The organism is Paenibacillus sp. FSL R5-0341, from assembly GCF_037975235.1.
Lineage (GTDB): Bacteria > Bacillota > Bacilli > Paenibacillales > Paenibacillaceae > Paenibacillus > Paenibacillus amylolyticus_A.
The window spans coordinates 3,709,428-3,734,323 of sequence record NZ_CP150241.1; the positions used below are offsets into that span (position 1 = coordinate 3,709,428).

The 24,896-nt window shown below is 45.1% G+C and carries 24 protein-coding genes and 1 riboswitch; of the genes, 3 read left to right on the top strand and 21 right to left on the bottom strand.

What is annotated here, in order from left to right; genetic code table 11:
* Window positions 1–8 precede the first annotated feature (8 nt).
* The 9 genes from MKX75_RS16515 to pdhA form a co-directional block, all read right to left on the bottom strand.
* Window positions 9–2,348, bottom strand: coding sequence for a DNA topoisomerase 3 (locus MKX75_RS16515; RefSeq protein WP_339166040.1), 2,340 nt, complete (start codon window positions 2,346–2,348; stop codon window positions 9–11).
* Between the two features lie 125 nt (window positions 2,349–2,473).
* A complete protein-coding gene (locus tag MKX75_RS16520; protein WP_036613667.1) occupies window positions 2,474–2,965 on the bottom strand; it encodes a Fur family transcriptional regulator in 492 nt (163 codons plus the stop codon).
* 274 nt (window positions 2,966–3,239) lie between these two features.
* Window positions 3,240–4,727 (bottom strand): glutamate synthase subunit beta, encoded by a 1,488-nt coding sequence (locus MKX75_RS16525; RefSeq protein WP_062834873.1) that lies wholly within the window; start codon window positions 4,725–4,727, stop codon window positions 3,240–3,242.
* Window positions 4,728–5,343: 616 nt separating this feature from the next.
* Entirely contained in the window at window positions 5,344–5,832 is a 489-nt protein-coding gene (locus MKX75_RS16530; RefSeq protein ID WP_062834874.1) for a dihydrofolate reductase, read from the bottom strand.
* A gap of 50 nt (window positions 5,833–5,882) precedes the next feature.
* On the bottom strand, window positions 5,883–6,677 hold the full coding sequence (gene thyA, locus MKX75_RS16535; protein ID WP_076331567.1) for a thymidylate synthase: 795 nt from the start codon (window positions 6,675–6,677) through the stop codon (window positions 5,883–5,885).
* 440 nt (window positions 6,678–7,117) lie between these two features.
* Window positions 7,118–8,533 (bottom strand): dihydrolipoyl dehydrogenase, encoded by a 1,416-nt coding sequence (lpdA, locus tag MKX75_RS16540; RefSeq protein WP_036613658.1) that lies wholly within the window; start codon window positions 8,531–8,533, stop codon window positions 7,118–7,120.
* Window positions 8,534–8,536: 3 nt separating this feature from the next.
* Window positions 8,537–9,859, bottom strand: a complete 1,323-nt coding sequence (locus MKX75_RS16545) for a dihydrolipoamide acetyltransferase family protein (RefSeq protein WP_145148381.1) — start codon at window positions 9,857–9,859, stop codon at window positions 8,537–8,539.
* A gap of 176 nt (window positions 9,860–10,035) precedes the next feature.
* Window positions 10,036–11,013, bottom strand: coding sequence for an alpha-ketoacid dehydrogenase subunit beta (locus MKX75_RS16550; protein WP_017688073.1), 978 nt, complete (start codon window positions 11,011–11,013; stop codon window positions 10,036–10,038).
* A 101-nt stretch (window positions 11,014–11,114) separates the two neighbouring features.
* Window positions 11,115–12,182 carry a pyruvate dehydrogenase (acetyl-transferring) E1 component subunit alpha gene (pdhA, locus tag MKX75_RS16555; protein WP_017688072.1) on the bottom strand — a complete coding sequence of 356 codons (1,068 nt, stop codon included), beginning with the start codon at window positions 12,180–12,182 and terminating at the stop codon, window positions 11,115–11,117.
* Window positions 12,183–12,438: 256 nt separating this feature from the next.
* On the opposite strand from pdhA, the gene MKX75_RS16560 reads away from it, so the two are divergent.
* Entirely contained in the window at window positions 12,439–13,173 is a 735-nt protein-coding gene (locus tag MKX75_RS16560; protein WP_062834877.1) for an alpha/beta hydrolase-fold protein, read from the top strand.
* Window positions 13,174–13,333: 160 nt separating this feature from the next.
* On the opposite strand, the gene MKX75_RS16565 is transcribed toward MKX75_RS16560, so the two are convergent.
* Together MKX75_RS16565 and MKX75_RS16570 are read right to left on the bottom strand one after the other, a co-directional pair.
* Entirely contained in the window at window positions 13,334–13,804 is a 471-nt protein-coding gene (locus MKX75_RS16565; protein WP_339166043.1) for a low molecular weight protein-tyrosine-phosphatase, read from the bottom strand.
* A gap of 1 nt (window position 13,805) precedes the next feature.
* A complete protein-coding gene (locus MKX75_RS16570) occupies window positions 13,806–14,507 on the bottom strand; it encodes a trimeric intracellular cation channel family protein (protein WP_082762786.1) in 702 nt (233 codons plus the stop codon).
* Between the two features lie 131 nt (window positions 14,508–14,638).
* On the opposite strand from MKX75_RS16570, the gene MKX75_RS16575 reads away from it, so the two are divergent.
* Window positions 14,639–15,280: a thiamine diphosphokinase gene (locus MKX75_RS16575; protein WP_339166045.1), complete on the top strand. Its 642-nt coding sequence runs from the start codon at window positions 14,639–14,641 to the stop codon at window positions 15,278–15,280.
* Between the two features lie 295 nt (window positions 15,281–15,575).
* Complete coding sequence (locus MKX75_RS16580) at window positions 15,576–16,076, top strand: C40 family peptidase (protein ID WP_062834880.1); 501 nt, start codon at window positions 15,576–15,578, stop codon at window positions 16,074–16,076.
* Between the two features lie 109 nt (window positions 16,077–16,185).
* On the opposite strand, the gene MKX75_RS16585 is transcribed toward MKX75_RS16580, so the two are convergent.
* The 10 genes from MKX75_RS16585 to MKX75_RS16630 all read right to left on the bottom strand — a co-directional run bounded on the left by MKX75_RS16585 (window position 16,186) and on the right by MKX75_RS16630 (window position 24,894).
* Window positions 16,186–16,953 (bottom strand): response regulator transcription factor, encoded by a 768-nt coding sequence (locus tag MKX75_RS16585; protein ID WP_083679503.1) that lies wholly within the window; start codon window positions 16,951–16,953, stop codon window positions 16,186–16,188.
* A 57-nt stretch (window positions 16,954–17,010) separates the two neighbouring features.
* The gene (locus tag MKX75_RS16590; protein ID WP_076331562.1) at window positions 17,011–18,063 is read right to left on the bottom strand and encodes a ThiF family adenylyltransferase; all 1,053 of its coding nucleotides are present in this window, start codon (window positions 18,061–18,063) and stop codon (window positions 17,011–17,013) included.
* Window positions 18,060–18,827, bottom strand: coding sequence for a thiazole synthase (locus MKX75_RS16595; protein WP_076331561.1), 768 nt, complete (start codon window positions 18,825–18,827; stop codon window positions 18,060–18,062). The genes MKX75_RS16590 and MKX75_RS16595 overlap by 4 nt, the downstream gene beginning before the upstream one ends.
* 2 nt (window positions 18,828–18,829) lie before the next feature.
* The gene (gene thiS, locus MKX75_RS16600) at window positions 18,830–19,033 is read right to left on the bottom strand and encodes a sulfur carrier protein ThiS (protein ID WP_076331560.1); all 204 of its coding nucleotides are present in this window, start codon (window positions 19,031–19,033) and stop codon (window positions 18,830–18,832) included.
* Window positions 19,030–20,199 (bottom strand): glycine oxidase ThiO, encoded by a 1,170-nt coding sequence (gene thiO, locus MKX75_RS16605; RefSeq protein WP_339166049.1) that lies wholly within the window; start codon window positions 20,197–20,199, stop codon window positions 19,030–19,032. Before thiO ends, thiS begins: the two co-directional genes overlap by 4 nt.
* A complete protein-coding gene (locus MKX75_RS16610) occupies window positions 20,196–20,876 on the bottom strand; it encodes a thiamine phosphate synthase (RefSeq protein WP_339166051.1) in 681 nt (226 codons plus the stop codon). Before MKX75_RS16610 ends, thiO begins: the two co-directional genes overlap by 4 nt.
* A 227-nt stretch (window positions 20,877–21,103) precedes the next feature.
* Window positions 21,104–21,213: riboswitch (TPP riboswitch) on the bottom strand.
* 75 nt (window positions 21,214–21,288) lie between these two features.
* Window positions 21,289–22,839, bottom strand: coding sequence for an ABC-F family ATP-binding cassette domain-containing protein (locus tag MKX75_RS16615; protein WP_076331557.1), 1,551 nt, complete (start codon window positions 22,837–22,839; stop codon window positions 21,289–21,291).
* A 138-nt stretch (window positions 22,840–22,977) separates the two neighbouring features.
* Entirely contained in the window at window positions 22,978–23,961 is a 984-nt protein-coding gene (locus MKX75_RS16620; RefSeq protein WP_339166053.1) for a hypothetical protein, read from the bottom strand.
* Entirely contained in the window at window positions 23,948–24,499 is a 552-nt protein-coding gene (locus tag MKX75_RS16625; RefSeq protein WP_339166055.1) for a hypothetical protein, read from the bottom strand. Before MKX75_RS16625 ends, MKX75_RS16620 begins: the two co-directional genes overlap by 14 nt.
* Window positions 24,496–24,894: a hypothetical protein gene (locus tag MKX75_RS16630; RefSeq protein ID WP_076331554.1), complete on the bottom strand. Its 399-nt coding sequence runs from the start codon at window positions 24,892–24,894 to the stop codon at window positions 24,496–24,498. The genes MKX75_RS16625 and MKX75_RS16630 overlap by 4 nt, the downstream gene beginning before the upstream one ends.
* Window positions 24,895–24,896 lie beyond the last annotated feature (2 nt).

The window sequence follows — 24,896 nt, forward strand, 5'->3', positions numbered from 1 at the left end:
AACTAAGTTCAAGCATCATGCTTCTCACCAGATAATTTGCCTGTTACTACGTCCTGCAAAATAATACGTGCTTTCACAGTACTCCCGTCTTTTCGTTTGAAAGACAGTACTTGGGTACTCCCCTTCTCAATCAGCGATTTTAACATCGTACTGGTGATTTTCTTGCCCGCATACTCTTTCCAGACCACAAATGAGCAGCCTTCCTTGAAACGTGAGCATCCATAGCCTTTCTTGCCCTCTATAATCTGGCCTGTACAGCCTGGAGAAGGACAAGGTGCAAGTAACTCTCTCACTCCGGATGCGCTCGAAGTTGAAGATGGCGCCTTGGTGGTCGTGCTTTTCCCACTACCAGCTCTGGAAGAAGATGCCGAAGCCTGACGGGACGTTTTAACAGCTGAACCGCCACTAGCTGTCTTGACAGATGTCCTCGTATTGCCAGCCTGGGCTCTGCCTCCTTTGCCTTTCCCCCTGCCTGCACGCGAATCTTCTCCAAAAGCATCTGCTGGAGCTGGAGCTTGAACACGCACTTTCTCAATGATAGACAAGGTGAATTTCTTGACGTTCTCCATGAACTTGTCCTGACCCGCCTCACCTTTGGAAATCTGATATAACCTTCTTTCCCATTGCCCGGTCATCTCAGGTGAAGTTAACAGATCTACGCCCGCCCGGCGAATCAATTCAATCGCCGTTCTGCCTTTGAGCGTCAACTGCATTTTCTTCCCTTGCAGCGTAATATAACCTACGTTTTTAAGCCGTTCAATCGTAGCCGCTCGTGTGGCCGGAGTACCCAGACCACTATCTTTCATCGCATCTCGTAGCTCTTCATTCTCGATCTGTTTGCCTGCACTTTCCATCGCTTTCAGCAATGTTCCCTCGGTATAACTTTTGGGAGGTTGCGTCGCCTTCTCCTTGAACTCACTCTTTGTACATTGAACAGGCAAGTCAGGTTGTACAGCAAAAGCCTTGTCCGTCCACTCCTCGGCTTCCTCTTCTTCATTGCCGTTTTTCTTAGTCTTCTTCTTGCCTGCGCCACCCTGTTCCTGATCTCCAGAACCGAGAACGACTTTCCATCCGAGTGACAGCAGCTCTTTGACAGATGTCTTAAACTGATGTTTCTCCACTTCGGTGAGCACTGTATGTTGCTTATACTCCGCCGGAGGATAAAAGTGAGACAAGAAACGCCTTACAATCAAATCATAGATGTTCTGTTCATCCTTGGATAAGGTACCTGGTCGCTTTAATGTAGGTAAGATCGCATGGTGATCTTCAACCCTGCTCGGATTACATACCCCTTTATTATTCTTATGAACAAGCTCTGGCTTGGCCCCTTGCGCAAGCTCACTATAGGTACCATTTTTAAGCAGGTTTAGCGTTTTGTGCATACCTTCAATATTCTGTTCTGTAACATAGTTGGAGTTCGTCCGCGGATACGAAATCACCTTGTGTTTTTCATACAAGGCCTGCGCGATATCCAGTGTTTTTTTGGCACCGTATCCGAACTTGGCATTAGCCTCACGCTGTAAAAGGGTCAGGTCGTACAAACGATACGGATACTCCTTCGTCTGCTTTGCTTCGTATTTGGTAATCCGCCCTGTCTTGCCCTTCACACTGGCTGCAATGGCCTCTGCTGCCTCGGCATCGGTCAGCTTATCGCCTTGACGCAGTCCCCGGTACTCGACACCTTCCTGCCGAAACCAGGCGGCCACTTCATAAAAGGTCTGCGACTGGAATGCTTCAATCTCGATTTCCCGATCATAAATTAGCGCCAGTACTGGCGTCTGCACACGGCCTACAGACAACAATGCATTATGACGGGTTGTAAACGCCCTTGAGGCATTCATGCCGATCAGCCAATCGGCTTCACTTCTGGCGCGAGCTGCATGGGTCAAATTTTCAAATTCAGAGGCATCCTTCAGACCATCAAAACCACGTCTAATGCTCTCTGCCGTCAAATCCGATATCCATAGACGCTTTACAGGCTGACGCAGCTTCAGTTGCTGTTGAATGAGGGCGAAGATGTACTGTCCTTCTCTCCCTGCATCGCAAGCATTAACGATCGCTGAAGCCCGTTTTGCCAATTCTCCAATCATTTTGAGCTGATCTTTCGTTCTCGGATTGGGTACAATCTTGAACTGGTCAGGTATAATCGGCAGGTCTGCTATATTCCAGCGCTTGTACTTCGTATCATAGGCATCCGGTTCAGCCAGTCCAAGCAAATGCCCAATCGCCCAAGTGATGATGTAATGCTCACCCTCCAGATACGTGCGATTGTTCTTGGCCTTTGGTTCTATGACGGCGGCAATGGTTCGACCCATGTCGGGTTTTTCCGCTATAACCAGTGTCTTCATCCGTCCATCTCTCCTCCTTCACCGTCCGCATGACGGCAAAAAGGGGCCTTCCGCCGACGGAAGCCCCTTGCTTCTGATACTCATTATATCAGATTTTGAATTCGGGAGCACCCTCCCGAGATGAATTATCCCGCTGCCTGTTCTTTCAGTACATGCTTTTGTCTGCATTCCTTGCACACACCCTGGAAATCCAAACGATGATCCGTAACAGCAAAGCCATACTGACGCTCAATTTGTTGTTCTAAACGTAAAAGACCATCTTCCATAATCTCTTCTACTTTGCCACATTCTGTACAGATCAAGTGATGATGATGATGGGAACCATCCGTACTCCGTAGATCGAAACGCGCAGCACCGTCGCCAAAGTTAATCTTTTCAACGACCTGAAGGTCACTCAGTAATTCGAGAGTTCGGTATACGGTAGCCAATCCAATCTCAGGGAACTGCTCTTTAACCAGCAGGAATACTTCCTCTGCGCTAAAATGATCCTTCTCATGTTCAAGCAATACACGTACAGTAACTTCCCGTTGTTGTGTTAACTTATATCCTTTTTCAACCAATTGATTTTTAATGTGAAAGATCTGTTCTGAAATGGACTTGTCCCGGTTACTTGCCATAGCAGGTCGCACCTCCGGTTTATATTCATTAGATTTTACTTTTATCGTAGGGATTCATGGTTTCAGTTCATTCTTATTTATAATCATTATAATATAATAATAAATCTTTATCACTCAAAAAGCAATGCTATTGCTCACACTTGCGTGAAATATGTAGTCTTTTCTATTTAAAAGACAACAAACAACCCCCGCTGAACGCGAGGGTTATCATTGATATCTAATCTATACTTTTACTTGTTTAGTATTCATGTAAATTCGTTCTTGTTGTAGAACGTTACACCAGAACCGTAGCACCCATCAAGTATTTGTCCACTTCACGAGCAGCCTCACGGCCTTCATTAATCGCCCATACAACCAAGCTTTGACCACGACGCATGTCACCTGCTGCAAATACTTTATCCACATTCGTGTTGTATTTGCCATAACGTGCCTTAACGTTCGTACGACGATCTGTTGCAAGTCCCAGTTGCTCTACCAACGTTTGTTCCGGTCCATCAAATCCAATCGCAATCATGGCCATTTGAGCCGGGAATACACGCTCTGTACCTGGAATTGGCTGATAAATCTTGCGACCTGTCTCATCCACAATACGCTCGATCTGCACCGTATGCAATTCTTTGAGGTTACCCTCATCGTCGCCGACAAACTTAGTTGTCATGATTGAGAATTCACGTGGATCTTGACCAAACAATGCTTTGGCTTCCTCTTGTGCATAATCAAGTGTATACACGTTCGGGAATTGCGGCCAAGGGTTGTTAATGCGATCACGCTCCATCGGCGCTTGTGTATGCGTACCGAATTGTGTAACAGTACGACAACCGTGACGCAGCGATGTAGCCACACAGTCAGATCCTGTATCTCCGCCACCAATGACGATAATGTCTTTTTCCTTAGCGGACAGATATTGGCCGTCTTCCAGATTGGAGTCCAGATAACTCTTAATGCTGCCATTCAGGAAATCCATGGCGTAATGAACGCCTTTCAAGTCGCTGCCTTCAATGTTAAATTCACGTGGTTTAGTTGCACCACCGCACAATACAACAGCGTCATAATCATCTACCAGTTGTTGTGCTGCAATATCTTTACCGATCTCCGTGTTCGTGATAAATTGGATGCCTTCGGCTTCAAGCAGATCAACACGACGTTGAACCACATTTTTATCCAGTTTCATCGTCGGGATACCATACATCAGCAATCCGCCGACACGGTCAGAACGCTCATACACTGTTACCAAGTGCCCTGCTTTATTCAACTGAGCCGCAGTGGCCAATCCCGCTGGACCAGAGCCTACGACAGCTACACGTTTACCCGTACGTTTTTCAGGAGGTTGGGGAACCACCCATCCTTCTTCGAAACCTTTTTCAATAATAGCTTCTTCAATGGTTTTGATGGTTACAGGCTGACCAATTAAGCCAACTGTACATGATCCTTCACAAGGAGCAGGACAGACGCGACCTGTAAATTCCGGGAAATTATTCGTTTTATGAAGGCGCTCAAGAGCTTCTCTCCACAGTCCGCGATATACAAGATTATTCCATTCTGGAATCAGGTTATGCACGGGGCAACCTGACGTGCCGCCAATCATATCTATACCTGTATGGCAATACGGGGTACCACAATCCATGCATCGTGCACCTTGTGTTCTGAGTTCTTCTTCTGCCATATGTTTATGAAACTCTTCCCAATCCTTAATCCGCTCCGCTGGCTCTCGATCCGCTGGCAGTTGACGTTTGTATTCCATAAATCCAGTAGGTGTAGACATCTTACGTTTTCCCCCATCCGTTCTTGTCTTAATCCCTTCATGTGCATGGTTCTATATGAAATGGATTACTCATTACTTGAGTTTTTGTCTATTGTATCACAAAATCTTCTCGAAGATATTTCAATTATAGTAGCATTTACAGAGCTGAATATTAAATGGATTATCCGCATAATTATTTGTATTTTATACATCATATCTTTCAAGTCTACCTATGGTCAATACCCTTATTTTGGTGTTGAATACGATTTTGGACTGCGAAATCAGGTGTTTGTTAAAGAGGTAAAATCTCGAAACGTTATGTAAATGTCATATAATTTGTCATCAAATTCAACATATTTTGCTAAAAATCGTTCTCATTTCAGAATCTCAGACCAATTTTAGGACTTCACAACGTTAAAACCTCAAAACTTTTACACTTTTTTACTTTTACATGCTAGGCCGTATGTATATTATACATAAGCATCAATTATCGATGTTATATTAATGTAATATGCGATCCACTCTAAACAAGTGACTCATTTTTTAAATAAAGAAAAGACGCTGTTCACGAATAATTCGTAATCAGCGCCTCTCATCATACAATTCCGAACGAAGTCAGGATATTTTCATACAACATTTACCGTTTACGTTCATAAAATTCGAATGTATACGCGTGAACATTTTTCTCATCCTGCTCGCCTTCAATCTGTTCAATCAGTTCCCATTCCGACCAGTCCACTTCAGGGAAAAAGGTATCTCCCTCAAAATTCTCATGAATTTTGGTCACCACAAGACGATCTGCAAGTGGCAAGAACTCGCGGTACACTTGGGAACCCCCAATTACGCAAAGTTCCTCACCTTTGGTTACGCTCAGACCCTCTTCAATCGTATGCACGATCTCAGCTTGTTGCACTTTGTAGTTCAGATCTCTTGTCACTACGATATTACGGCGCTGAGGAAGCGGCTTTCCGCCAAAAGATTCCCACGTGTTACGCCCCATGATAATCGTTTTGTTCAGCGTACGTTGTTTGAAAAAGGCCATATCTTTGGGTAGACGCCATGGAATCGAATTGTTCAATCCGATCACACCGTTCTCCCCCATTGCCCATACAAGTTCAATACTCAAGGGTAATACACTCCTTCAATCCAAGTATCTTATAGAGGTTGATCACGTAATTAAACTGCAATTGGAGCTTTAATGCCCGGATGATGCTGGTAGTTCTCAAACTCAAAGTCTTCAAACTTATAATTGAAAATAGAGTCCGGTTTACGCTTGATTACCAGCTTAGGTAAAGCATAGGGTTCACGCTCCAGCTGCGTTTTGACCTGGTCCACATGGTTAGAGTAGATGTGAACATCCCCTCCAGACCAGATGAATTCCCCCACCTCAAGATCACATTGCTGCGCAATCATATTCGTCAAGAGCGCATAACTCGCGATGTTAAACGGCAACCCGAGGAACGTATCCACGGACCGCATCGTTAGCATACAGGATAATTTACCCTCTGCAACGTAAAACTGAAACGCAAAATGACAAGGCGGAAGTTTCATATGATTGATCTCAGCCACATTCCATGCACTGACAAGGTGACGGCGAGAATCCGGATTATTTTTGATCGAATCAATTACTGCGGCGATCTGATCAATTTTTTCTCCGTTTGGTGCTTCCCATGTGCGCCACTGCGAGCCATATACTGGTCCGAGATCCCCATTTTCATCCGCCCAGTCGTCCCAGATCTTCACACCGTTTTCTTTCAAATAAGATATATTGGTATCGCCACTCAAAAACCATAACAGTTCATGAATAACCGATTTGAGATGAATTCGTTTGGTTGTTACCAGCGGAAATCCTTCGGAGAGATCATAACGGAGCTGTCTGCCGAATACGGATTGTGTTCCTGTTCCGGTACGATCTCCTTTATGCACGCCGTTGTTCAGAATATCCTGTAATAAATCGAGATAGTTTTTCATGTTGAAATCTCCTCACTGTTATACTACTCCAGAATAGAATTAGCTCGTATATCAATTGAACTAAAACCATTTACACTTGCCCACTCCGATGACCGAACAACCTTTCGATCGCTGTTATCCCCTGATTTTTTCGATTCCCTTTTCCAAAGGGAAAAATCCGGTGATAAAGGCGAACGCTTCGCTTCTTTAGGCTCTTTCCGTCCTCTGCGTTCTCATGTAAAAGTTTAATTCAACTAATACGGCCCTATACTACTCTAATCATTATTACAGTGTACCACAAATGAGGAATTCGTTGTATTGTAATCAGATATACAAATCAAGGTATAACCTTTTAAACTTTGCTCTTATTTCAATCAAAAAAAGAGACGAATAACGCGTTAGCGTCATTCGTCTCTTCTGATTTACGTATAATGCCGGACGGATCCGAAACTTAGATGATCTTAACGGGAGATGATGTGGATCGGGTGACCCATAACCAATTCCGCAGCTTCCATCACGATTTCGCCCAAAGTTGGGTGAGCGTGAATTGTGAGAGCCAGATCTTCCAATGTAGCACCCATCTCAATTGCCAAACCAAGCTCAGCAATCAGGTTGGAAGCTTCCAGACCTACGATTTGGCAACCCAATACGAGGCCGCTTTCTTCGTCAGCTACGATTTTCACGAAGCCTTCAGCGTGGTTCAAAGATACAGCACGGCCGTTACCCGCATAAGGGAATTTGCCTGCTTTTACTTTGTAACCTTTTTCTTTAGCTTCTTTTTCAGTGTAACCTACGCTGGAACACTCTGGATCTGTGAATACAACTGCTGGCATACATTTGTAGTCAACTACAGATGGTTGTCCTGCGATTGCTTCAGCAGCCACTTTACCTTCATAAGAAGCTTTGTGTGCCAGAGCCAGACCAGATACGATGTCACCGATAGCGAAGATGTGAGGAATGCTAGTACGACCTTGGTGGTCAACTTTGACAAATCCACGCTCGTCAACGTCAACACCAATCATGTCGAGACCCAGTTCTCCATCTGTGTTTGGACGACGTCCAACAGTTACCAGCAGGTAATCTGCAGTTACTTCTTTGGACTCACCATTTACAGAGTACTTCACAGTTACATCTTTATCCGTTTGCTCAGCACTTTCAGCTTTTGCACCCGTTACGATTTCGATGCCTGTTTTCTTCATGTTTTTAGCAACAAGGCTAGTCATGTCTTTATCGAAACCTGGCAGTACTGTATCCAAACCTTCAATGATTGTTACTTTCGCACCGAATTTGGAGTACATTTGGCCAAGCTCAGCACCAATATATCCACCACCGATAACGATCATGCTTTTTGGTACTTCTGGCAAGTTCAAAGCTTCTGTCGAAGACAGAATGCGTCCGCCAAACGGGAAAGGTTTCAGTTCGATTGGACGGGAACCTGTTGCGATAATAGCATTTTTAAATTTGTAACGTGGAGACTCGTGGTCATTGAATACACGAGCTTCGTTTTCGTTGATGAACATGCACTCACCGTTGAAAACTTCAACTTTGTTGCCTTTGAGCAAACCAGCTACGCCGCCAGTCATTTTCTTAACAACGCCGTTTTTGAACTCTTGAGTTTTGCTGAAGTCCACTTTTACGTTCTCAGCAGAGATACCAAAAGCTTCACCGTGAAGTGCAGACTCATATTGGTGTGCAGCAGAGATCAGGGCTTTGGATGGAATACATCCACGGTTTAAACAAACACCGCCCAGTTCGGATTTGTCTACGATCAATACGCTTTGGCCCAGTTGAGCAGCGCGGATGGCAGCTACATAGCCGCCAGGACCCGCACCAATTACTAATGTGTCGATATTGAGAGAAGCGTCGCCTACTACCATATCTTACACCTCCATAACAAGCAGCTCAGGGTTAGCGAGCAGCTGTTTAATGTAATTCATAAAGTTTTGTGCTGTTGCGCCATCGATGATACGGTGGTCAAAGCTCAGGGAAAGAGCCATTACAGGTGCTGCAACTACTTCGCCGTTTTTGATCACTGCTTTTTCGCTGATGCGTCCTGTTCCGAGAATAGCAACTTCAGGGAAGTTGATGATTGGAGTGAAGAACATACCGCCAGCAGAACCGATGTTACTGATGGAGATTGTGCTTCCTCTCATTTCATTCGCGCTCAATTTGCCCTCACGACCACGAGCAGCCAGATCACGGATAGAATCAGCAATCATCCAGATGGATTTACGATCAGCATCTTTGATAACAGGAACGATCAAGCCGTTGTCTGTATCTGTAGCGATACCAATGTTGTAATATTTTTTGTAAACAATTTCGTTAGCTTCTTCATCAATCATAGCGTTCAGAGCCGGGAATTGGCGGGAAGCCGCAACCAGTGCTTTAACGATGAATGGCAGATAAGTAACTTTTGTTCCTTTTTTCTCTGCAATTGGTTTCATACGAGTACGGAAAGCAACCAATTCAGTTACGTCCACTTCGTCCATGATTGTAACGTGAGGTGCTGTGTAAGCCGATTTAACCATTGCATTAGAGATCGCTTTACGGATACCTTTGAATGGTACGCGCTCTTCTTCAACGTGTTGATCAGCTGCAGCCGCTGCTGGTGCTGCGGATTTTTTCTCTTCTTGAGCCGGAGCTTCGGAAGATGCCGCTGCGGAAGAACCGCCACCGTTTTTGAAGGATTCAACATCTTCTTTGGTTACTTTACCGTTGTTGCCAGTGCCGTTAACCTGAGCGATGTCTACACCTTGTTCGCGAGCAAATTTACGCACGCTTGGTGTTGCCAGAACGTCTTTGGCAGGTACTGCCGGAACGCTGTTGTTGCCGCCTTCTTTAGCTGCATCCGAGCTGGAAGCTGCTGCAGAAGAACCGCTTGTGTCAGCTCCGCCTTGAGCTGCATCTTTCTCTTGCTCGCCTTGATCGCCAGCAGGAGCGTCGTCTTGCTCAGGAAGTTCGCCTTCTGCATCGATGATCGCTACAACTTCACCAACATGGCAGATTTGACCGTCTTTAGCGAATACTTCTGTAACTGTTCCGTTAACCGGACAAGGTACTTCTACAACCGCTTTGTCGTTCTGTACTTCCATGATGATATCGTCGTCAGTTACTTTGTCACCGACTTTGATGTGCATCTTGATGATTTCGCCTTCGTGTAGGCCTTCGCCCAATTCAGGGAATTTATATTCAAATTTAGCCAACTGAAAAACCTCCTTGATTATGTGCTCAATCCTGAAAACAACCCTTAACTCCAAGAAACAACTGTTACTGCTAATGCAAATAACTGTTACTCAAGGGGCTAATGGCTGTTTACAGTGCAGCTTGCGCTGCGGTGTGAATCACCATACTGCGCCTTGCGGCATGTCAGATGATTAAATTAGAAATTTACGACTTTGTTAACCGCAGCAACGATACGCGCTGGGTTAGGCAGCCAAGAATCTTCGATTTGTGCAAAAGGATATACAGTATCCGGACCAGCTACACGCAGAACCGGTGCTTCCAAGTGCAGGATTGCTTTTTCATTGATTTGCGCAATGACTTCAGCTGCAACACCTGCGCTCTTTTGAGCTTCCTGTACAACAATTGCACGATTTGTTTTCTTAATAGAAGCAACGATGGTATCGATGTCGATCGGGCTAACCGTACGAAGGTCGATAACTTCAACTTTGATTCCTTGTTTTTCGAGTTCATCAGCTGCTTTCACAGAAGTGTGAACCATCATACCGTAAGTAATGATCGTTACATCAGAACCTTCACGAACAACGTTCGCTTTGCCCAACTCAACAACGTAATCTTCTTCAGGCACTTCTGCACGGAAAGCATGGTACAAGTTCAAGTGCTCCATGAAGAATACAGGGTCGTTATCGCGAATAGAAGCGATCATCAGACCTTTTGCATCGTAAGGGTTAGAAGGAACTACTACTTTGATACCTGGTGTTTGCGTGAGCAGACCTTCCAGGGAATCTGTATGCAATTCTGCCGCTTTTACACCGCCACCGAATGGTGTACGGAATACGATTGGAGAATTGTATTTTCCACCGGAGCGGAAACGCATACGAGCAGCTTGCACTACCATTTGGTCAAGGGCTTCGAAGATAAAACCAACGAATTGGATCTCAGCAACCGGACGGAAGCCTTGTACACCCAGACCTACAGCCAGACCACCAATAGCGGACTCAGCCAGTGGTGTATCAAATACACGCTCTTCGCCAAACTCTTTTTGCAGACCTTCCGTTACACGGAAAACGCCGCCTACATTACCTACGTCTTCACCGAAAAGCAGAACGTTAGGATCACGTTTCAACTCCACGCGAAGCGCATCACGGATTGCTTCTTTCATGTTCATTTGTGCCATTTGCTTCATTTCCTCCTTAAACATTGACAGTTCACATTTGAATTCGTACATGTATACCGGGACATTAAAGTCGCGGATGTTTATGCTTTATCGGAAAAAACTTATTGGAAATCAGCTTTTTGCTCTTCCAAGTGCTTAGGCGTTTGTTCGAACATGCTGTCGATCAAGCCTGAAATCGTCATTTTCTCGGTTTTTTCCGCTTTTTTGATCTCTTCATTTACTTTAGCTTTTGCTTCTTCTTTCACACGTGCTGTATCTTCTTCAGTCCACAGACCTTTTTTCTCCAGATATTTAGCGAAACGTGCGATAGGATCTTTAGCAGACCATTCTGCCTCTTCTTCTTTTGTACGATACTTGGAAGCATCATCCGAAAGGGAGTGAGGACGGAAACGGTATGTTACTGCTTCGATCAATGTTGCGCCTTCTCCGTTACGTCCACGCTCAGCAGCTTCCTGAACAGCTTTGATAACAGCGAAGATGTCCATACCGTCAACTTTAACACCTTTGATACCTGCTGCTACCGCTTTGTGAGCGATGGACAGAGCTGCTGTTTGTTTAGCAAAAGGAGTTGTGATGGCATAACCATTGTTTTGTACGAAGAAGATAACAGGCAGTTTGTATACACCAGCGTAGTTCAGACCTTCATAGAAGTCACCTTCAGAAGAACCGCCATCACCTGTGTACGTGATAACAACTTGTTTTTGTTTCTTCAATTTGTAACCCATAGCGATACCCATTGCGTGCAGAATTTGTGCACCAATGATGATTTGTGGCATCAATACATTAACGCCATCTGGAATTTGTCCACCATGTTGGTGTCCACGGGAGTACAGGAATGCTTGATAAAGAGGAAGTCCATGCCATACGAGTTGCGGAATGTCACGATAGCCAGGACATACAAAGTCTTCTTTTTCAATTGCAAATTCACTACCAACCATTGTAGCTTCTTGACCAGATACTGGAGCATAGAAACCAAGACGACCTTGACGGCCCAGGTTTACTGCACGGTCATCCCAAGTACGGGTAAATACCATGCGGTACATAATTTCTTTTAATTGATCATCGGAAAGTGTAGGCATCATGTCTTTGTTAACAATTTCGCCGTCAGGAGACAGCACGGACAGAGCTTCTACATCCTCTGTATACACTTCATAAGGAACCTTGCTCATTTTTTTCTTCACCTCAACAAAAAATTTGAATATCAAGTTCCGCTGTTATAATATTATTATACACCTGTTTCACTCCATACGTCAAAGAAATCCGTAATTTTTTTATGTTTCCTGCCGGATTGTATGTATAACAGGGGTTTAATATTGGTATAACAGCATAATACATGATTGCGTGTTTGACCTAACCCCGCACAAGGGTAATCTTACCGTATTGCGCGGTCGAATGCAAAAAATTAACCGAGAAAGGTGACGTTTTATGACGGATTCCCGCTATTTGAAACGCACGATTGTGAAGGAAGAGATTGAAAGTCGCTATCTCGGAGAGAAACGAACACTCCGTATTTACCTTCCTCCGGGCTATAACGAATTGCTCAGCTACCCTGTCGTTTATTGTCAGGATGGCGAAGAATTTTTCAATTTCGGGCGAATTGCTACAACAGCTAACCGAATTATTCTGGACGAAGGAGCCGAACCTTTCATTATTGTAGGGGTTCAGGTGGATGTGTCTGTGAGAACACAGGAATATGCTCCATTTGGAGATCGATTCAAGGCATATACCGCTTGCTTCGCTGAAGAGATTATTCCCTATATAGAAGAGAAATATCCTGTACGTCGTTCCCCGCAGGAACGCATTCTTGCCGGAGACTCGCTTGGTGGTAGTGTTTCGCTTCACCTTGCTCTGTTATATCCGGACCTGTTTACACGTGTCATCAGCATGTCTGGCGCCTTCTACTCCGCTTCTCAGGAAATCTATGCCGCAGCCGAAGATCTCTCTTGGCTCTCAATATGGATGATCGTTGGTTTGCAGGAGACTGCCTTCGCAGCAGACACAGGTACGTATGATTTTGTCCAACTGAATCGCGATACCCGTGATTTGCTGGAAAAACGAGGTGCTCTCGTCTCCTACCAGGAGAAAGACGGGAATCACCAATGGGGTTTTTGGCAAAATGAATTGCCGGAAGCATTGCTTTATTTTCTACAAGAAAGATAAACTGGGATACAGCAACAGGCGGCTGAAATGCCGCTTTTGTTCCCCACTCTAATGATACCGCTTACAATTGTAACCTGAAAAAGAAGCAGGATATCCTGCTTGAGTACTCGCTCCTGCTTCTTTGTCCGGCTACAAGTTAAGTATGAGTTTGGGTTTATTACTAAGCTAATGAATGTTCCGCTTCAATTTTTCTCAACAAAACATCGCAGCCTGCATTAACCAACTCGTACACCTCTTCAAAATTGCCTGTATGATACGGGTCTGGTACTTCTCTAAGCTTCTCATTCGGAAGCATGTCCATGAACTTGATGATGTCCGCCTCAGCTCCGCCTGGAACGTTGCGCACATTATCTGCATTAGAATTGTCCATACATACAATATAATCAAACTGAGTAAAGTCTTCGCTGGCGAATTGTCTCGCTACCATGTTGGCATAAGAAATCTGGTATGAATCCAGCAATTTCCGAGTCCCTTCATGCGGAGGTTTACCAATGTGCCAGTCCCCTGTACCTGCTGAGTCCACACGAATCTGATGTTCAAGCCCCTTCTCCAGGACTTTGTTACGCAGGACTGCTTCAGCCATTGGTGATCTACATATATTACCTAGACATACAAACAAAACATGAATCATATTAATCCCCCTTACTTAGCGTACCTTGAAGTACCGACGGTGTTGGCTGTGTCACGATGCTCTCTGGCTGAGGATTGACGTTCCCTGTCTCCGATGGCACCAACGAACGACGTGGTAGCTTCCATTTATAATGTACAGAACACATCCGGAAGAACACCACAGCCGCGAAACAAAGTAATAGCCCAACATTCGTTGTTAACCAACCCATACCTATGACAAAGCCAGCTGTCATTGCCCATACAGCATAAATTTCATCACGCAATACAAGCGGTTTACGTCCAGCGAGCACATCACGAATAACGCCTCCACCAATACCGGTCATTACTGCTGCAACGATAACTGCGCTAATGGGATGTCCCATATTTGCCGCGTATAATGCCCCTTGAATTGCAAATGCTGCGAGTCCGATTGCATCGAACAAGGCCTCTGTTCGCTTCCAGTGACCAATCCACTTGAGTGGCAGCACAAACGCAATTGCTACAGATACCAAGGCCAACATGATAAGTGATCCCTGACTCCATAGTGTCGTTACAGGTATACCTATAAGTACATTCCGGATAATACCGCCTCCGAATGCAGTCACAAGTCCAAGTACAAGTACACCCAAAATGTCATATTCCTCTTCCATTGCTACGAAGGCACCGGACATTGCAAATGCGATGGTACCTATAATGCTGAATACTTCAAAAATGTGTAAGTCCAACCTGTTCAAACCTCACTTTTCAAGTCATCTCCGTGTCGCTCTACCCATTGTATCCGCGAGCACCGAAATTGTGCAACCACATTTTGTGGATTATACTGGTTTGGTGAAAGAATTAGGAAGGATGAAATAAAATGACGGTGAAACGGATTGTTATTTTTACAGGCGGGAATCTATCTGCTGAGTTACTTCAGGAAATAAGAGATGATGACATGATTATCGCAGCTGATCGCGGTGCATTATTTTTGATCGAACATGGCATTCAGCCTCATATTGCAGTCGGAGATTTTGATTCTATTACTGAAGAGGAACTAACGATTGTTAGCAACAATAGCGTTCAGTTTATTTCATGCGACCCTGTTCATAAGGATCTTACCGATACGGAAATGGCTTTTGAGACAGCGCTGGATCACGAACCTTCTCACATTCTGATGTTGGGGGCTACAGGTACTCGGATGGATCACACACTCGCTAATGTACATATTATGGTTCGCGCGATGCAGCATCATATTTCCTGTGTAATTCAGGACAAGCATAACTATATGACATTGACAACATCCAAAGCTGTGGTTGAACACCGGGACTATAAATATGTTTCTCTACTTCCTTTGACTCATGAAGTTACAGGAATAACTCTGGATGGTTTCATGTATCCGTTGGATCAAGCCACTATTCGCATGGGACAATCTTTGGGTGTGAGCAACCAGCTCTTAGGCACTTCAGGTACAGTCACCATTGATAGTGGTCTGCTACTGATTATTCAGAGTAAAGATTGAATCATCCGCATGTTTCAATCTTATTTATTACGTTTTTGTAACCAGTCATTTCGCTAAGAAAATAGGTTCACACACAACAAAGACCCTTGCTGATCAAGGGTCTTTTCTATTTCATCTTTGTTTATCATTCGTCAATGATTAATTTTTTGACATTTTTAATTATATTTTAATAAACATACCCAAACCACTGTGGCGCAAGGGATTACACGTACCTATCCAATTTCTAGGCTGTTACAAAGCTGTTATACTCGCTCTAGCAACTTAACGAAAACGAATTTTGGAGGTACTAACTAATATGAAAACAAACATCTTTGTCCAAAAGGCCGTAACCGTCGGGTTGTGCGCTACACTAGGTTTTGGAGCTGTACTAATGACTAACGCACCTGTTGCACAGGCAGCAACTGCATCTGTGTCCACAGGCCAACAGATTGTTAACTATGGTAAACAATTTACTGGAACTCCATATAAATTTGGTGCTTCAACATCAACTACCAAAGTTTTTGACTGCTCTTCTTTTATGAAATATATTTTCAAAAAGTATGGTGTAGACTTGCCGCGCACTTCCGTGAAACAATCCAAAGAAGGCAAAGCTGTGTCCAAAGCTAATCTGCGTGTAGGCGATCTGGTATTCTTCTCCAGCGGTAGCCGTTCTACTGGCTCCAACATCACTCATGTAGGCGTGTACGCAGGGAACGGAAAGATTCTGCATACGTATGGATCTCCAGGCGTAACCCTTTCGGATCTGAATTCCGGTACTTGGGAAAGAACGTATATTAAAGCTCGTCGTGTACTGTAGAGTTATATATTATTAAATAAGTAAAGGCCGGACGATATGTTCCGGTCTTTTTATTTACCCTTTTTTCGCCACAGTCTAAACTGGAGTTTCATGGAATTCGGTGATACATCTAATTTTTATCATGCAGCATGTAACCGATCCCACGCACCGTATGAATCAGTTTCACACTTCTTCCCTTGTCCACCTTAACCCTCAGATGTTTGATATACACGTCCACGACGTTGGTATCCATGGCATGCTCATATCCCCATACTTCCCGCAAAATATCACTCCGTGTACATGCTTCATTCACATGCAGGGCCAGGAATTCCAGTAACTCGTACTCTTTAGGCGTTAATGTCAGGTATTCACCCGCACGATTTACCCGCCTTGAACGCAAGTTCACTTTAAGATCATGGACTACAATAACTTCTTCACCCTCTGGTGTTGCATTCGCGAAAAGACGCAATAAATTTCGTATTCTAGCCAGCATCACGTTCAAGTGAATGGGTTCCTCCATTACGTCATTAGCTCCGTAATCCAGCCATTCCACGATGATTTGAGGAGATGCGTTCGACGTGATAACCAGCAGAGGTACAATCTGACCTTTATCTATCCATTGTTTCAACCCTGCCTTCTCCTCTTGATTTCGAAGCGCCTCCCCCTCATCCTGGTCTAGCAGGATGATAAGGTTGAAGTGTGATAACGAATTATCGACGGATTGGTTTAGTTCAGACCCTTCCTTTCGTTGCACCTCATACCCTTCGGCACACAATACGTCCTGAATAAGGTTGACCTGCTCTCCTGCTGCTCCAATCAGCAAAATGGCTGTTTTCACTATTTTCACCCGGCCTGTCTCTGTCCCGCTGCTCGCAGCAATGGTTGGTACAGTTAGCATGCCGTAAAATGAAAAAGTCCATTCCCTTCAGGGAACAGACTTTACTTCTTCCTTGCTTCAGCCAAAGTAGCGGTGAACGAGCGTGCGTGCTTCAGCTGTATCTTTTGTTCCGTGAACGAGGACACGTCCATCCTGGAAAATGACCATTCTATGGACTCCTGTTGTAAAAGAAACCAGAAAAGGATTGGATTCCACTTTACCTTCTTGAAGTCTATCCAGGCGATTCGCCGTATGTTGAAGATCCAGATTCATGCGCCGTGCAGGTCGGATCTGAACCGTATCCCTACCACATAGCACATCAGTTTTCTCCAGATTGGACGCAGAAAGATATGGATACGTTGCCGAATCGCTGCAGGAAGGGCAGTCTTGCTTTTTCGCACCATCCACATTGATGGATATGTATTCGTTCCTCCACACGTCAAATGACAACAACTTGCGTCTCAAAGCATTCGCATTGCCGCTAAGCAACTTCATCGCCTCAGCTGTCTGATTCGCCGTTACCATCTGTACCGCTTGAGGTATGATGCCAGACGTATCACAAGTGTCTCCCCCCAGAGGGACTTCACCTAACAAACAATTTAAACAGGGCGTATCTCCAGGCATAAACGTATAGGTAATGCCATAACTGCCCACACATCCACCATAGATCCAGGGAATACGGTACTTCTGTGCCATATCATTAATGAGTAGCCGGGTATCAAAATTATCGGTTGCATCCATAATCAAGTCTGCATGCTGAACGAGTTCTTCCAATTCATCTACTCTGACATCCAATACTTTCCCTTCCACATGAACCGTGGAATTAATGTCAGATAAACGTTTCTCCGCCGCCATCGCCTTGGGCATCCGTTCAATTGCGTCCTGTTCTACATATAATTGCTGTCGCTGCAGGTTACTCCACTCCACATAATCACGATCAACGATCGTTATGTGCCCAACTCCTGAGCGAACTAACGTTTCTGCAATTCCTGTTCCCAATGCGCCAGCACCAACGATTAAAACTCTGCTGCCCTTTAATCTGGCCTGGCCTTCCTTGCCTAGCGGCGCGTATCGTTCCTGTCTGGAATACCGATCGGACTGCTCGGAAGATGTTGATTGTTGATCTATCATGTATGAATCATTCCTTCCACCGGACTGCTGGCTGCTGCATAACGCTTCACAGGAATCATGCCTGCCTCATATGCCAGTCTACCTGCCTCTACCCCCATTCGCATCGCTTTAGCCATGTTCACCGGATCTCTTGATCCAGATACGGCTGTATTTAACAATACGCCATCTGCACCAAGTTCCATCGCATAAGCAGCATCTTTGGGGGAGCGCAACCCCGCGTCCACAATTACAGGTACAACGGCCTGTTCAATGATAATCTCAAGGTTATAGGGATTAATGATGCCTCTGCCAGCTCCGATGGGAGAAGCACCAGGCATTACTGCATGTACGCCAAGCAGTTGCAGCCTTTTGGCCAGAATGACATCATCCGAAATATAAGGCAACACAGTGAAGCCCTTTTCAAGCAAAATTTCGCAAGCCTTGTATGTTTCAATCGGATCTGGGAGCAACGTAATTCCATCTCCGATGACTTCGACTTTTATCATATCACAAAGTCCCGAAGCCCGCGCAAGCTCGGCAATCCGCACCGCCTCTTCCGCATTGGAAGCCCCAGCCGTATTCGGAAGAAGGGTGTATTTGTCCAGATCCAACGTATCCAGGAAATGCTTCTGGTTACGTTCCTCCAAATTCAGGCGACGAACAGCAAAAGTTAAAACTTCCGTTTCAGATGCTTCTACAGCCTGACTTTGCACTTCCAGATCCGAAAACTTGCCCGTTCCGAGCAATAGTCTGGACTCAAACGTATATTTCCCAATGTTCAACATCATCAACCGCCTCCTACAAAATGTACAATCTCGATTCGATCGCCTTCTCTTAATTCCGTCGTCTCATGATACTCACGCGTTAAGATATGCCTGTTCAGCTCGACAACTACAGTCTTGACTTGCAGGTCAAAAGATTGAAGCAGTTTGTCCACACGATTTAATCTGTCTTCTATCTCCATCTGTTGACCATTAACAATGATATTCACTGCACCACTCCCTTTCTGTTCAATCTCTCAGGGCTCAGCGCCTCAATTCCGAGCTCTTCTGAGCTTTTGCCCGCGAGCAATTCAGCGATTAGTCTGCCTGTTATCGCACTGAGCAAAATACCGTTACGATAATGCCCAAAGGCGGTGAATAGCCCTGATATACTTTTGCAAGCGCCTATATAAGGCAGCCCATCCGGAGTTGTCGGCCTTACGCCTGCCCACGCTCGCAAAAATTGTGCCTCTTTCATCCCAGGCACCCAGTGGGTAGCCGCTGTTAACAGCTTCTGAACACCCTGTACAGAAACATTCAGATCCGTTCTGCCTGGCAAACTGGTTGCCCCAAGCCAAACCTCTCCATTGGCTTTGGGAACAATATAGATGTCCTCTGCGTACACCGTCCTGTCAGGTCTGTACCCTGCATGTTCAGCTGAGAACTGAACGGCGGCTATTTCTCCTTTTACCGACCACACAGGCAAGCTCAAATCCAAATGTCTCAACAATTCTTCGCTCTGTAATCCAGCAGCTATAACGACATGTCTGCATGTCATCTCACCGATCGATGTGGTGATTCCCTGCACCCCGTATTCATTTGCTTGCACACGTATATCCTGTATGCCCTCCATCACCCGCGCTCCCATTGCTTGAGCGCATTCAGCATATGCCTTTGTGAGATGGACTGGAAGAACCTCACTCTCGTAAGGCCTGTAGTAGGCTCCATACGTATCTCTGTTAAGCCACGATGCCTCCTGTTGCACAGCGTAACGATCCCACCACACCTCATCAGAAGACAACGTGGACTTCCGATTGTCCTTATAATTACTTAATTCACTGTATGAACGAAAAGGAGTTAGGAATCCCTGACGTTGCAGTCCAACCTCTACCTTGCTGAGTGTAGCCATTAGCATCTGTTGCTCATGAAGTAACTGTCTGCTCTGCTTGGCAAGCTTAGCCATCAAAGGATGGGAAAAATCCTCACTGTCTGCCGCTAGCATTCCAGCCGCTGCGCAAGAAGTCCCTCCTGCAATCGCCGAACGCTCTACTAACAGTACATCCTGTCCACGGGAAGCAAGCTCATATGCGATGGAGCACCCAACGACGCCTCCGCCTATAATAATCGTTTCTGCATGAATCTTATCCGGTCTATCAGTAACGATGTCATTCATCATCTCATCTCCTTGTTTCTGCGGCTCAGACTTTCTGTACCAACGATAGTCTGCCTTAAAGATGCGGCGGCCCGATCCGGTGAATCACTCGCCCATACATTCGAGATCACGGCGGCTCCCTGTGCCCCTGCCGAGCGAATCGCGTGAATGTTTCCCGGTTCAATGCCCCCGATCGCAATCACAGGAATGGAGACACCCCTGCACACTTCAGCAAGAGCATTTAATCCTCTTGGTTCAAGATCCGGCTTACTGTTGGTTGCGTAGACATGCCCGAAGAAAAGGTAATCAGCTCCACGTTCTTCAGCGATTTTTGCCTCATCGATTGAATGAACAGATACACCCAGACGAAGTCGCTGCACATTGCTTAGGTCATCATTGTTGTAGTTACGTATAGCCTCTTGCCCCCAATGGACACCGCCGTAGTTTTCATTCTGCGAGTTCAGCTCTGAACCATTGATGACGATCCGGCAAGAGGGAACTCCACCACCACGCAGACTTTCAGCCCAATCGACCTTTTCTTGCCATGTGAGTTGTTTCTCTCGTATGTGAATATAGTCCACCCATGGCCAGACGTCTTTTGCAACTTTTACAAATGTTGCTTGATCTCCAGCCCCCGTAGATACAACATGCAGTTCAAATGATCCGTGTACATGTTCATGAGAAATTGCCGTACCGTTCATCTCCTTCCATGCATCAATGCTATGAAAAACACAAAAAAGCCACTCCCGTAGGGGAGTGGCTGCGTATTAATTATTGGATCAGATGACTGACTGATGCATACAGTTCATTTCGTGCAAAACAGCTATGGAATTTGTAACCATAACGTTATACACGGAACTGCATGTTTCAATTCGCTAAGCAGACGATTGACATTCTATCGAATTCCCGTTTGCTCACGTCATTCACTGAAACGCGCGCGCCACTTCCCTACGCTGGTATGATCCAGATCAGGTGCAAAGGGTCCGGAATCGCATTCTTCCATCTCAGCCGCATCGTGCGGCCCCCCTAGTGTTCATATGAAGTTGTAGCCTATGTTACCATAGACGGATTTTTTTGTCACCGTTCATTTCTGTTTAATGTTGCTTGAATTGTCTAGTTTTTCTCAGACCATTCTTCGACATTCCATGTTTTCGTGACCCAACCCTCGTAGAAATCAGGTTCATGAGATACCAGCAACACCGTTCCCTTGAATTCTTGCAAGGCACGCTGCAACTCCGCTTTGGCTGTGACATCCAGATGGTTTGTCGGCTCATCGAATAAAATCCAGTTGCTTTCACGCATCAAGAGCTTGCATAAACGAACCTTGGCTTGCTCTCCACCACTCAGCATGTTAAGCGGACGGGTAATATGCTCATTTTTCAACCCACAGCGAGCGAGATGCCCCCGGACTTCGTTCTGGGTCAAATGTGAAAACTCATTCCAGACATCCTCAATCGGTGTGATATTTCCAGCACGGACTTCCTGCTCAAAATATGCCGTTTCGAGATAATCTCCCAAGAAAGTCTTACCACTCAGTGGAGATATTTTTCCCAGGATGGTTTTCAGCAGTGTCGATTTACCCACACCATTACAACCTACAATGGCAATTTTCTCACCACGTTCAATTGTCATTGTCATCTTAGGCAGCAAAGGATACGTATATCCGATTTCAAAATCAATGCCTTCAAAGACCGTTTTGCTACTCGCCCGGGCATCCTTGAATTTGAACGTTGGTTTAGCCGCTTCATCTGGACGATCAATACGTTCAATCTTGTCCAGCTGCTTCTCCCGGCTCTTCGCTCGACCTGAAGTTGAAGCACGTGCCTTGTTACGCTGAATGAAATCTTCCTGCTTCTTGATATACTCTTGCTGCTTCTCGTATGCATCAATATGCTGGGCTTTATTCATATCAGCCATCTCAAGGAACTTGTTATAGTTCGCTGCATATCGCGTTAATTTGGCAAATTCCAAATGATAAATAACATTTACGACTTCATTCATGAATTCCGTGTCATGGGAAATTAGAAGAAACGCGTGTGGGTAATCTTTCAGGTAACGTGACAGCCATTCAATGTGCTCTACATCCAGATAGTTGGTAGGCTCATCCAGCAAAAGGGCTGTAGGCTTCTCTAGTAGAAGCTTGGCAAGAAGCACCTTGGTACGTTGTCCACCACTTAGAGCTGCGACATCTCGATCAAGACCAATTGCGGTCAAACCAAGACCATTGGCCATCTCTTCGACTTTTACGTCAATCAGATAAAAATCGCCCTGCTCCAGTTGTTCCTGAATATCGCCCATCTCTTCCAGCAACTGCTCCAGCTTATCTGGATCTGCATCTGCCATCTGGTCCGTAATATTCATCATTTCTTTTTCCAATTCAAGCAACGGAAGGAATGCGTCCTTAAGTACGTCACGAATGGTTTTGCCTGGCGTAAGCTTCGTATGCTGATCCAGATATCCATAACGGACCTTAGGTGTCCATTCCACTTTTCCACTGTCTTTAAGTAATTTACCGGTAAGGATGTTCATTAGTGTGGATTTACCTACACCATTGGCACCAACAAGTCCTACTCGCTCTCCGGCAAGTAAGCGAAACGATACATTTTTAAATAACGTGCGATCTCCAAAATTGTGACTCACGTTCTCTACTGACAATAAACTCATAAGATGAGGTTGCTCCTATCTATTAGACATTACTTTTGTTATTGTTCCGAAACCCTATTCTAGCACAGGTTCTGTCTTTTCTGAAAGTAATGTAAACAGTTCAGGAACCTCTTCCATGATTTTGTTGTACAAGCTCCCCTAACGATTAGAGCAGTTATATTCGAAATAGCCTTGTGCAGCTGCTTCTCTTGCGTCTGTGAACACTTCTTCGGCACGGTAACCATTACCACATGTGGAGGGATAGTAGTACTTGATACCCGTTAAAGGATCTACCCCACCTACGATGGCCGTTTTCTTCACAAGTCTGCCTCCACCAATTGCGTAGTTGTTGATCTTCTGGTCACCCACACCTATACCCTGGATAAATGCCATAATCCCTGTATCATTTATGGAGTTGTACCAATCTTCCTGCGCAATCAGAGGCATCGTAAATGTATAGGAAATACCGTTCTTTCTGGCAAACTCATTATGGCGGTTAATCACATCGGCCAGATTATTCTGCACAGTAGCTACAATCCGACTTCGTCTAACTTGTTCAAATACGTTGGTATCCTGAAGCAAAGGAATCTGTGTGGTTGTAGCCAGTTCTTTTTGAAATCCCTCAATCCATTTCCCTGCGCTTGCATCGTAGGCATATACGTAGTCGTCCAATGTAAAGTTAATACTGCTCCCATTTGAATCTGAATATGTATAAGGTCTCTTGGGGCTCCACACTTGCCTGAAAGAATCTTCACGGTTACCTGTCAACTCTGTTTCTGTGGACAACATATAATAGCCGTCATAATCCAGAATAACTACGACAGGAATGTAATTAAACATGTTTCGAATAGCTGCGGGATCATCCTGAATCCCCATATTCAAAGCCATTGTCTGAGTGAATGTAATCAAGGCAAGCTCCTTGTCCGCTTTGACAAACTTGGTTGAATCATAACCCGCTTCATCATTTTGTTTCTCATTCTGATGCATCACTGCACCTGCATCCATAACTGCGGTTTGAAGTGCAGATCTGTATCGATGTCCAAGATAGTTAGCCTCTTCGGCATCTTGGGTATGGAGTGAGATGATCCAGAAGAGCGGGAAGAAGATCAGCACGAATACAATGGAAAGCTCAGTAATCTTCATTGAGAACCATACCTCCGTATGTGACAAATACAGCTGAAGCCTGCGCCGTACCACTCAACCATTCACGAATAAGCATGGAAGGTGTACGATTTGTATTTTGGAGCGTCACGGTGAAAAAATCCCCTGTTGTCAATGTATATCTTCGAGTAGGATCATCAGCCGGTATCACACCTGAAGATGGGAATAGCCTATCTCGAATCTGAGCTGCATAATATCCATCCTGCACTACCTCATAGGTCCCGGTAAAACTGTTATTGTCCATCGGGTCTGTATAATGAGGTACATATTTCTTATGTAAATGTTCCATCGACAACTCATACACATTGCCCGTCTGGGCCAGTTGCTCCTCAAACTCAGTTAACATTCGAGGTGAAATATATCCTTTCGTTCGGACAGCATCAACAAAACGTGTTACATTCTGAACAGCCATCATACGTGCTATATCATCCTGCCGATCGGCTGTTTCAGCAGCCGGGTACACATAGAGTAGAAGGACTGCGAGCAATACGGCAAGCAGCTTGGATGCGGCATTAATCAATTCACACTGGCCTCCTTCCAAAAAACAATCTTGAGCAGTTCTCCAGTTTCATTTCGTATAAACTCAGGTCTGTAGGTAGCATCGAGCCCGACAGGAATCGTCGCTGTTTTGCTGACAAGTGGATCGATCACATAAGAAGTTCCGTCTACCTCTACAGGAATGCCTGTGCCTGTCATCTGTCTCACGGTATGCAACACTTCCGCACCACTATACTGATCGGGATTAGTGGTGTGCAGTGTTGTTGTCAGTCGACCTTCCATACCTGCTATTGTCTGTACTCTGTCGTTCAAAGCCGCTGATAAAATCTTAACATTCTGTTGCCCGTACAGGCAGGCTGTCACAAACAGGACAACCGCCGTACAAAACAACATAAGATGCTGGGTATTCTGGGACATGT